Origin of the sequence: Paraburkholderia sp., assembly GCF_028283785.1 — a bacterium.
Taxonomy (GTDB): Bacteria; Pseudomonadota; Gammaproteobacteria; order Burkholderiales; family Burkholderiaceae; genus Paraburkholderia.
Genome location: NZ_JAPWKB010000007.1, coordinates 126,437 through 137,048 on the forward strand (window position 1 = coordinate 126,437; position 10,612 = coordinate 137,048).

Consider the following 10,612-nt stretch of genomic DNA (forward strand, 5'->3'; position numbering starts at 1 on the left):
TATGTCGTCCCGGTCGAAGCCGGGATCGGACCGGAATCAGGCTGCCATCGCCGTCTGGTTCGCTTTCTTCGCGCCCATTTCGCCCAGCGCGCGCTTGTATTCGGTTGGGAAGACCTTCACGAACTGACGACGTGCGGCGTCCCAGTTTTCCAGCAGCGCTTTCGCGCGCGGCGAACCGGTGAACTGGAAGTGACGTTCGATCAAGCCCTTCAGCAACACTTCGTCGGTCTGACCGGCGTGCCAGAGGGCCTTATCCACGGTGCGTTCCTGTTCGGCCTGTTGCAGCACAGGGTCGAGCGCGACCATCGACTTGTTGCACTTGCCGGCAAACGAGTTGTCCGGGTCGTACACGTAAGCCAGACCGCCCGACATACCGGCGGCGAAGTTACGGCCGGTTTCGCCCAGCACGACGACCGTGCCGCCCGTCATGTATTCGCAGCCGTGGTCGCCCGTGCCTTCGACAACCGCCGTCGCACCCGAGTTACGCACGCAGAAACGCTCGCCCGCGACGCCGCGGAAGAAGGCTTCACCTTCGATCGCGCCGTACATCACCGTGTTGCCGCAGATGATGTTTTCTTCGGACTTGCCGCGGAAGTCGTTGGTGGGACGGATGATGATGCGGCCGCCCGACAAACCCTTGCCGACGTAATCGTTGCCGTCGCCGACCAGATCCAGCGTCACGCCCTTCGCGAGGAACGCGGCGAAGCTCTGACCTGCGGTGCCCTTCAACTGGATGTGCAGCGTGTCGTCCGGCAGACCGTCGTGGCCGTACTTCTTCGCGATAAGGCCCGACAGCATCGCGCCGACCGTACGGTTCACGTTGCGCACCGGCTGGATGAACGAAACGTGTTCGCCCTTTTCGATTGCGTTCTTCGACTTCTCGATCAGCACGTGATCCAGCGCCTTGTCGAGGCCGTGATCCTGCACGTCGACGTGCTTCGTCGCGACGTCCGGCGTGACGGGCGGCTGATAGAACACGCGCGAGAAGTCCAGACCCTTCGCCTTCCAGTGCTCGATGCCCTTTTTCATGTCGAGCAGTTCGGCGTGACCGATCAGGTCGTCGAACTTGCGGATACCCAGTTGCGCCATCAGTTCGCGCGCTTCTTCGGCAACGAAGAAGAAGAAGTTCACGACGTGTTCCGGCTGACCCGAGAACTTCGCACGCAGCACCGGATCTTGCGTCGCGACGCCGACCGGGCACGTGTTCAGGTGGCACTTGCGCATCATGATGCAGCCTTCGACGACCAGCGGCGCCGTCGCAAAGCCGAATTCATCCGCGCCCAGCAGCGCGCCGATCACGACGTCGCGGCCGGTCTTCATCTGGCCGTCGGCCTGCACGCGGATACGGCCGCGCAGACGGTTCAGCACCAGCGTTTGCTGGGTTTCGGCCAGGCCGAGTTCCCACGGCGTGCCGGCGTGCTTCAGCGACGACAGCGGCGATGCGCCCGTGCCGCCGTCGGTGCCGGCGATCACGACGTGATCGGCCTTCGCCTTCGCAACACCCGCGGCAACCGTGCCGACGCCCGATTCCGACACCAGCTTCACCGAGATGCTGGCGGCCGAGTTCGCGTTCTTCAGATCGTGGATCAATTGCGCCAGATCTTCGATCGAGTAGATGTCGTGGTGCGGCGGCGGCGAGATCAGGCCCACGCCCGGCACCGAGTAACGCAGCTTGCCGATGTACTCGGAAACCTTGTGACCCGGCAGCTGGCCGCCTTCGCCCGGCTTCGCGCCCTGCGCCATCTTGATCTGGATCTGGTCGGCCGACGACAGGTACTCCGCCGTCACGCCGAAGCGGCCCGACGCCACCTGCTTGATCTTCGAGCGCAGCGAATCGCCATCCTTCAGCGGAATGTCGACGATCACTTCGTCGCCGATCACGGACTTCATCGTGTCGCCGTTCTTGATCGGAATGCCGCGCAGTTCGTTGCGATAGCGGTTCGAATCTTCGCCGCCTTCGCCGGTGTTCGACTTGCCGCCGATCCGGTTCATCGCGACTGCCAGCGTGGCGTGCGCTTCCGTCGAGATCGAGCCGAGCGACATGGCGCCCGTCGCGAAACGCTTGACGATTTCCTTTGCCGATTCGACTTCGTCGAGCGGAATCGCCTTCGACGGATCGAGCTTGAACTCGAACAGACCGCGGAACGTCATGTGACGCCTGGTCTGGTCGTTGATCAGATGCGCGTATTCCTTGTACGTCTGATACGAGTTGCTGCGCGCCGAGTGTTGCAGCTTGGCGATCGCATCCGGCGTCCACATGTGTTCTTCGCCACGCACGCGGTACGCGTATTCGCCGCCGGCGTCGAGCATGTTCGCGAGGATCGGGTTGTCGCCAAACGCGTCGCGATGCAGACGGATGGCTTCTTCCGCGACGTCGAACAGGCCGATACCGCCGACCTTCGACGACGTGCCGTGGAAGTACTTGCCGACCAGATCGCTCGACAGGCCGACCGCTTCGAAAATCTGCGCGCCGGTGTACGACATGTACGTCGAAATGCCCATCTTCGACATGACCTTCTGCAGGCCCTTGCCGACTGCCTTCGTGAAGTTGTAGATCGCCTTGTCGGCCGACAGGTCGCCCTTCAGGCCCGACGCCATCTGCGCGAGCGTTTCCATCGCGAGGTACGGGTGAACGGCTTCCGCGCCGTAGCCCGCGAGCAACGCGAAGTGGTGCGTTTCACGCGCCGAGCCGGTTTCCACGACCAGACCCGCGCTGGTGCGCAGACCGTGGTGCACGAGGTGCGTGTGGATTGCGGCCGTGGCCAGCAGCGCCGGAATCGCGACGTTGTCGCGGTCGGTGCGACGGTCGGACACGATCAGCATGTTGTAGCCGGACTTGACGGCATCCACCGCTTCCGCGCACAGCGACGCGAGGCGCGCTTCGATGCCTTCCTTGCCCCAGGCGACCGGATAGCAGATGTTCAGTTCATACGAACTGAACTTGCCGCCAGTGAACTGATCGATCGCGCGGATCTTCGCGATGTCCTTGAAGTCGAGCACGGGCTGCGACACTTCGAGGCGCATCGGCGGGTTGATGTTGTTCGTGTCCAGCAGGTTCGGCTTCGGACCGACGAATGACACCAGCGACATCACCATGTTTTCGCGGATCGGGTCGATCGGCGGGTTCGTCACTTGCGCGAACAGCTGCTTGAAGTAGTGATACAGCGTCTTGTTCTTGTTGGACATGACGGCCAGCGGCGAGTCGTTGCCCATCGAACCGACGGCTTCTTCACCGGCTTGCGCCATCGGCGCCATCAGGAACTTCAGATCTTCCTGCGTGTAGCCGAACGCCTGCTGACGGTCGAGCAGCGCCGCCGGCTCACGGCGTTCCGTGACGACGTCTTCCGCCTTCGGCTCGATTTCGTCGAGCTTGATCCGCACCGCGTCGATCCAGCTCTTGTACGGCTTCGCGTTCGCGAGGTTGTCCTTCAGTTCCTTGTCGTCGATGATGCGGCCGTGTTCCATGTCGATCAGGAACATCTTGCCAGGCTGCAGACGCCACTTCTTGACGATCTTCGATTCGGGAATGGGCAGCGTGCCCGCTTCCGACGCCATGATGACGAGGTCGTCGTCCGTGACGATGTAGCGCGCCGGACGCAGACCGTTACGGTCGAGCGTCGCGCCGATCTGGCGACCGTCGGTGAAGGCGATCGCGGCGGGGCCGTCCCACGGCTCCATCATCGCAGCGTGATATTCGTAGAACGCGCGACGGTTTTCGTCCATCAGCGTGTGCTGTTCCCACGCTTCCGGGATCATCATCATCACTGCGTGGACGAGCGGATAGCCGGCCATCACCAGCAATTCGAGACAGTTGTCGAACGATGCTGTGTCGGATTGGCCCGGGTAGATCAGCGGCCACAGCTTCGGCAGGTCGTCGCCGAGCACGTGCGACGCGATTGCGCCGGTACGGGCGTTCAGCCAGTTGACGTTGCCCTTGACCGTGTTGATTTCGCCGTTGTGCGCGATCAGGCGGTACGGGTGAGCGAGTTCCCATGCCGGGAAGGTGTTGGTCGAGAAGCGTTGGTGCACCAGCGCCAGCGCCGACACGACGCGCTCGTCCTGCAGATCGCGGTAGTACACGCCGACCTGACCGGCCAGCAGCAGACCCTTGTAGACGACCGTGCGCGCGGACATCGACGGCACGAAGTATTCGCTGCCGTGCTTCAGCTTCAGCGCCTGGATGCGGTGGCTCGCGGTCTTGCGGATGATGTACAGCTTCCGCTCCAGCGCGTCCGTCACCATGATGTCCTTGCCACGACCGATGAAGATCTGGCGGATCAGCGGCTCGGTGGCCTTGACCGTCGGCGAGATCGGCATGGTGTGGTCGACCGGCACGTCGCGCCAGCCCAGCACGACCTGGCCTTCGGCCTTGACCGTGCGCTCCAGTTCCTGTTCGCACGCGAGACGCGATGCGTGTTCCTTCGGCAGGAAGATCATCCCGACGCCGTATTCGCCGTTGGGCGGCAACGTCACGCCCTGCTTCGCCATTTCCTCACGATAGAAGCCATCCGGAACCTGGATCAGGATGCCCGCGCCATCGCCCATCAGCGGATCGGCGCCGACAGCGCCCCGGTGATCGAGGTTTTCGAGGATCTTCAGACCTTGCTGAACGATTTCGTGGCTCTTCTTGCCCTTGATGTGGGCGACGAAGCCGACGCCGCAGGCGTCATGCTCGTTTTGCGGGTCGTAGAGACCTTGCGCGGCGGGAACCGAGCGAGTCGGTTGCTGGTGGTCGTTCATGGGGACACCCTCTGTGAGGAGGCCGAGGCGGCCGTTTAACCATTTTCTTGTCGCTCGCAGTACACGACTGCAACCGGTGCGGGCGGGCGCTACACAAAGCGCAATTTCAAAAACCGCCGGAATTCGGAATATACGCGACGAATCAATGGAATAGCAAATAAATCGTGGTGTTCTGGCACCTATTATCGCATTGGTGCATTTGCGCACTATTTAATTGGTGCCGTATCAATTTAAGACCCAAAAAACGGCATCCGCAGATGCCGTTTGTACGCAAAGCGTTGATCGGAAACCGTTTATTGCTGCTGCGGCGTCTCGCGCACTTTCCTGGGACGGCCACGCGGCAACGGCGATACACGCCGGTTTGCCGCCCGCGACGCCCATTCCCGATAGGTTTCGCTGCCCAGCACCCAGCCTTTGAGCGTGGCTTGCTGAAGCTGGCTGGCTTCGCGTTCGTCGAGCGGTTGCTCGCACAGTTCGCGATACGCGCGCTGCCGCTCGAACGGCGTATTGCCGAGCGACCAGTACAGCGGATGGTCGGTGATCAGGCTGTCGAGCGTCAGGCCGATGTGATGGCGATAGCTCGACCACCGGTAGTCTTCGGGCAGATTCACGAGCCCGGTGCGCACCGGACACATCTCGACGACGCGACTGGCGAGCAGAAAGTAACGCTCGCCCTCGATGACCGTCGCGCGATAGCGGCCTTCCCACAACGTGCCGCGCCGCGCATAGCGACGGTTGAAATGCGCGACGTAGCGACGCCCGACGGCCTGCATAGCTTTAGGCAGGCTCGACTCCTCCGTGGGCGTGACGAGAAGCTGAACGGCGCCGGGCATCAGCGCGTAAGCATGAATCGACAGATGGTGATCGCGCGAAGCCGCCTTCAGACAATCGATGAACAGGTCGTAATCCTGTTCATCGACGAAAGCGGGCTGCTGGTCGAGTCCGCGCAGTATCACGTGCTGCGGCTGTTCGGGGACGTAGAGACGTGCTAGCCGTGCCATGCTGGAGTATCCAATAGTCGCGTTGGTATATACCCGAAGGTCCGAAAGGCTGTCCGCACGCAAGGTTCCGCGCGACGCGGCTAAGCCGGAAAACCGCGTGGCGCTTAGGGAGAAAGCTCTAACCGCCTTGTATGGTTTGTTTCAAACGTAATAGTCATAATGAGCGGGCCTTTTTTGGAGGAGCACAAATGAAATTAAAACAGGGCATATCGGGGATCGCCGCAGTCGCCTGCATGACGGCCGCACACGCACAATCGGCCGGTAGCTTTTACGTTACGTCAGGCTGGCTTCACCTAGCACCGCAATCGAGCAGTCAACCGCTGACCGTTACCAGCGTGGGCGGCTCGCCCGTCAATTATTCCGTTCCCAACACCGGCGCCCAATTGAGCGAGGGCGATACGGTTGGCTTTACAGCAGGCTACTTCGTCACCGACCACATCGCCACCGAATTCGTCATCGGCATTCCGCCTTCGTTCGATCTTAACGGCACCGGCGTCCTGTCTGCTTACGGCAAGCTCGGCGAGGCGAAGCAATGGAGCCCGACGCTACTCTTCAAGTACTACTTCAATTCTCCGCAATCGAAGTTCCGTCCGTATCTGGGCCTTGGCGTCAGCCGGATCTGGTTCACCGGCGAGAAGATCACCAACAGCGCTTTCGAGCAAAACACATTGCATGGTCCGACCAGCGTGACTACGGATAGTTCGTGGGAGCCGGTGTTTAATGGGGGTTTTACCTATGCCATCACCGACCACTGGTTCGCAGGTTTTTCGATCTCCTATCTGCCTTTGAGCACCACGGCCAAGCTGACCACGCAGGCCGCCACGCCATCGTCCACTGCATTGACCGTGAAGACGCAAACCAAGATCAAGCTGAACCCGATCGTCACGTTCATCAATATCGGATATCGCTTCTGACGTAGCAGCGATTCACCGCTAGTCACATCCCACCGTCATCCACGACGAAACCTTATCTTTCAACGTAAGGTTAGTCGAGTTTTCGCGGCTTGAACAACGCCGTCACATTTCGTGACGGCGTTTTGTTTTTAACGCTGCAAATCCGGTACAAAACGCGTGTCGCGCTTGTAAATATGACCAATGACACCGTATTGCAGTGCAATTTCTTCTGAAGTCAGACGATAGCGGCAACGCTTTCAAAGGCTCGGGACCGTGGCACCGAAGTTGCGTGACAAGGCGTTTCCTCGCGGCAACGCGCGAGGTCTTCTTCCACTCGAACTTGACGGAGCGACCATGACCGCACTACCGAATACGCGAGACGCCCTCGGCGATTCCTGGAACACGACCGGACGCCGTGCGCGCCGTATTGCCCGCCACAGCCGCCATGCCGCGGAAGACATTGCCACTGAGCTGCGCTCGCTGATGTCGGAACTCGAAGACACGTTGTCGGACGGCACGCAGGCCGACGCCGTGGCACTGCGCGCCCAGATGCGCAAGAAGCTGGATCAGGCGCGTGCGCGTCTGAACGACACGCGCGACGCCGTGCGCGAGCGCGCAGGCACTGCGATCTCCGACGCCGATTCGTACGTGCATGAAAACCCGTGGCGCACGTTGGCGATCGTTGGCGGACTGGCGCTGGTTGCCGGCGCGTTTCTGGCTCGCGCGCGCTGACGCCAGCGTGTCGGGTTAACGGATACGGATCGAGCGGGCTGACGGCGCGGCGTGATTATGAGTTGCACGCGCGCGCCGCCTTGCCGCTCCACCTCGTTCAGTTATCCGCGATCACGAACAGGCGCTGATACTCCTTCAGCGCGTACCGGTCGGTCATGCCCGCGATGTAATGCGCGATCAGCCGCGGCTGCTGCGCGGCGTCGGCTGTCTGATAGGGCGGCGGCAACAGCCGCGGATCGTCGGTGAATGCGTCGAACAGGCCGGTCACGACTCGCCGTGCCTTGTTCGCCATCCGCATCACCTTGTAATGCCGGTACAGGTTCTTGAACAGAAAGCGCTTGAGCGCCGCAGCCTGAGCGGCGATGGATTCGCTGTGCGCGACGATCGGCGGTGCCGAGCGCACCTCGTCGAGCGAACCCGGAGCGTAACGTGCCAGATTTTGCGTGGTCGTGTCGATCAGATCCACGACCAGAGCGTTGATGATTCGCCGCACCGTCTCGTGAATCAGCCGTCGTCCGTCGATCAGCGGAAAGTCGCTGCGCGCCGACGCGTGATGGGTACGCCACAATTCGACGTCGGCGAGTTGCTCGACGGTGATCAGGCCGGAGCGCAAACCGTCGTCCACGTCGTGATTGTTGTACGCGATTTCGTCCGCGACATTGGCGATCTGCGCCTCGATCGACGGTTGCCGCCCGTCCAGAAACCGCTCGCCCAACGCGCCGAGACGCCGCGCATTGTCGCGCGAGCAGTGCTTCAGGATGCCTTCGCGCGTCTCGAAACACAGATTCAGGCCGTCGAACGCGCCGTAGTGCTCCTCCAGATCGTCGACCACCGCGAGACTTTGCAGGTTGTGCTCGAAGCCGCCGTGCTCGCGCATGCAATCGTTCAACGCGTCCTGTCCGGCATGGCCGAAAGGCGTGTGTCCGAGATCGTGGGCAAGCGAAATCGCTTCGACCAGATCTTCGTTCACGCGCAGATTTCGCGCCACCGAGCGCGCGATTTGCGCCACTTCGAGACTGTGCGTCAGACGCGTGCGGAACAGGTCGCCTTCGTGATTGACGAAGACCTGCGTCTTGTATTCGAGGCGGCGAAATGCGGTGGAATGGACGATCCGGTCGCGGTCGCGCTGAAACTCGGTGCGCGCGCTCGGCGGCGTTTCCGGATAGCGGCGGCCGCGCGATTGCGACGCGTGCGCCGCATACGGTGCGAGATGGGATTCGAGCGCGGCCGACGCCTGATCAGGCGAAACATGCGTGGCCGCTTGAGATGAACCTTGAGATGAAACCTGCGCCGACAACGGATGCGAATGCGACGCGGCGTCGCCGGACGCCGCGCGTGAAGGGTCGTTCAGGGTGTCACTTGGCCTGTCGCTCACCGGAATCTCCGAATCATGGGCGACGCACGGCCGCTCGCGCGGGCCGACTACCGTCAGCGACGCTCAGACAGCAGCGACGAGCGTGTCGAGCACGGCGGCGTCGGGCGCCGGGGTGATCAGCGTCTCACCGAAACGCTTCAGCAGAATGAATTTGATCGCGCCGGCTTCGGCTTTCTTGTCGACGCGCATGAGATCGACGTAGCGCGCTTCGCCCAACGCGGGCGCGCGGACCGGCAGCTTCGCGGCGACGATCACATCGACGAGTCGCTTGCGCGACGCTTCGTCGAGTTGACCGACGCGCACCGACAGATCCGCCGCCATGGCCATCCCGCAACCGACCGCCTCGCCGTGCAGCCACTCGCCGTAGCCGAGACCGGCTTCGATTGCATGGCCGAACGTGTGGCCGAAATTGAGGATTGCGCGCAAACCGCCTTCGCGCTCGTCCGACGCCACGACCGACGCCTTGATCTCGCACGAGCGCTTGACCGCTTCAGTGAGCGCATCCGGCTCGCGACGGTTCAGTGCGCCGATATTGGCTTCGATCCAGTCGAAAAACGCAGCATCGGCGATGGCACCGGTCTTGATGACTTCGGCGAGACCGGCGGCCAGTTCGCGCGGCGGCAACGTGTTCAGCGCGCCGATATCTGCGATCACGGCTTGCGGCTGGTAGAACGCGCCGATCATGTTCTTGCCGAGCGGATGATTGATGCCGGTCTTGCCGCCCACCGACGAATCCACTTGCGACAACAGCGTGGTCGGCACCTGGATGAACGGCACGCCGCGCATGTAGCAGGCCGCCGCGAAGCCGGTCATATCGCCGATCACGCCGCCGCCCAGCGCGATCAGCGTGGTCTTGCGGTCGGCGCGCGCGTTCAGCAGCGCGTCGAAAATCAGGTTCAGCGTTTCCCAGTTCTTGTGCGCTTCGCCGTCGGGCAGCACGACCGTCGATACCTGCTTGCCGAGCGGCGCGAGCGCCGCGCGCAAGGTATCGCCGTAGAGCGGATCGACCGTGGTGTTGGTGACGATCGTCACCGACGAGCCGGCAATGTGCGGCGCGAACAGCGCGGTCTGGCCGATCAGGTCGGCGCCGATATGGATGGGGTAGGCTCGATCGCCCAGTTCGACGTTAACAGTAATCACGAGGCAACCGCTGGGTAACTTGGAACAAAGCTCGTCGAAACAAAGCTTGGGAGCGAAGCGTAGGGGCAGGCTCGAAGCCAACGCTCAAGGCCGGCGTACGCGTCGAACGGCAGTCGAAAACTCCGCGAAGACGGATCGCCCGGCGCCGCATTGGGCGGGGCGAACCCTCATTATGACGCAGGATGTTTGGCGACGCCTGCCATCTCGAGCTGCATCAGCACCATGTTGACGAGCCCATTGACCGACGGACGGCCGGTTTCGATGACGAAATGCGCGCACTCGCGGTACAGCGGGTCTCGCACTTCGTAAAGCTGTTCGAGCCGGCCTTTCGGGTCTTCGGTTTGCAGCAGCGGACGGTTTTTGTCGCGCCGCGTGCGCAGCCACAAATCGTGCGGATTGGCGCGCAGATACACGACCAGACCACGATTCTGCAGCGCTTCGCGGTTTTCCGGACGAAGCACCGCGCCGCCGCCGGTTGCCAGCACGATGTCAGGCCGACCGGTCAGATCGGCGATGACCTGAGCCTCGCGATCGCGAAAGCCAGCCTCGCCTTCCAGTTCGAAAATGGTCGGGATCCGGGCGCCCGTGCGGACTTCGATCTCGTGGTCGGAATCGAAGAACGGACGATCCAACCGGCGCGCGACCGCCCGGCCCACGGTGGTCTTACCTGCCCCCATGAGCCCAACAAAAAACACATTGGCGTGTGCGTCCCGCGCTTGCAACGGTATCCT

6 protein-coding genes and 1 pseudogene are annotated in these 10,612 nt (G+C 62.3%); 2 read left to right on the forward strand and 5 right to left on the reverse strand.

The features are described from left to right. Nucleotides 1–36: 36 nt before the first annotated feature. The gene (locus tag PW947_RS09465) at nucleotides 37–4,740 is read right to left on the reverse strand and encodes a glutamate synthase-related protein (protein WP_299631112.1); all 4,704 of its coding nucleotides are present in this window, start codon (nucleotides 4,738–4,740) and stop codon (nucleotides 37–39) included. Between the two features lie 293 nt (nucleotides 4,741–5,033). Continuing rightward, nucleotides 5,034–5,741, reverse strand: coding sequence for a transposase (locus PW947_RS09470; protein ID WP_299631114.1), 708 nt, complete (start codon nucleotides 5,739–5,741; stop codon nucleotides 5,034–5,036). A 188-nt stretch (nucleotides 5,742–5,929) separates the two neighbouring features. On the opposite strand from PW947_RS09470, the gene PW947_RS09475 reads away from it, so the two are divergent. Together PW947_RS09475 and PW947_RS09480 are read left to right on the forward strand one after the other, a co-directional pair. Next, entirely contained in the window at nucleotides 5,930–6,655 is a 726-nt protein-coding gene (locus tag PW947_RS09475) for an OmpW family outer membrane protein (RefSeq protein ID WP_299631115.1), read from the forward strand. Between the two features lie 333 nt (nucleotides 6,656–6,988). Beyond that, nucleotides 6,989–7,366 (forward strand): DUF883 family protein, encoded by a 378-nt coding sequence (locus PW947_RS09480; protein WP_299631117.1) that lies wholly within the window; start codon nucleotides 6,989–6,991, stop codon nucleotides 7,364–7,366. 97 nt (nucleotides 7,367–7,463) lie between these two features. On the opposite strand, the pseudogene PW947_RS09485 reads toward PW947_RS09480, so the two are convergent. The 3 genes and pseudogenes from PW947_RS09485 to PW947_RS09495 all read right to left on the reverse strand — a co-directional run. Continuing rightward, a pseudogene (locus tag PW947_RS09485) lies at nucleotides 7,464–8,594 on the reverse strand (deoxyguanosinetriphosphate triphosphohydrolase); the annotation flags it as partial. Nucleotides 8,595–8,804: 210 nt separating this feature from the next. Continuing rightward, nucleotides 8,805–9,881: a 3-dehydroquinate synthase gene (gene aroB / locus PW947_RS09490; protein WP_299631120.1), complete on the reverse strand. Its 1,077-nt coding sequence runs from the start codon at nucleotides 9,879–9,881 to the stop codon at nucleotides 8,805–8,807. Between the two features lie 170 nt (nucleotides 9,882–10,051). Further along, nucleotides 10,052–10,603 (reverse strand): shikimate kinase, encoded by a 552-nt coding sequence (locus PW947_RS09495; protein WP_299631121.1) that lies wholly within the window; start codon nucleotides 10,601–10,603, stop codon nucleotides 10,052–10,054. Between the last annotated feature and the right edge of the window lie 9 nt (nucleotides 10,604–10,612).

Excerpts from the sequence above, each read along its gene's own strand:
- PW947_RS09480 (WP_299631117.1), top strand. The coding sequence starts at position 6,989 with ATGACCGCACTACCGAATACGCGAGACGCCCTCGGCGATTCCTGGAAC.
- PW947_RS09470 (WP_299631114.1), bottom strand. The coding sequence starts at position 5,741 with ATGGCACGGCTAGCACGTCTCTACGTCCCCGAACAGCCGCAGCACGTG.
- PW947_RS09465 (WP_299631112.1), bottom strand. The coding sequence starts at position 4,740 with ATGAACGACCACCAGCAACCGACTCGCTCGGTTCCCGCCGCGCAAGGT.
- PW947_RS09475 (WP_299631115.1), top strand. The coding sequence starts at position 5,930 with ATGAAATTAAAACAGGGCATATCGGGGATCGCCGCAGTCGCCTGCATG.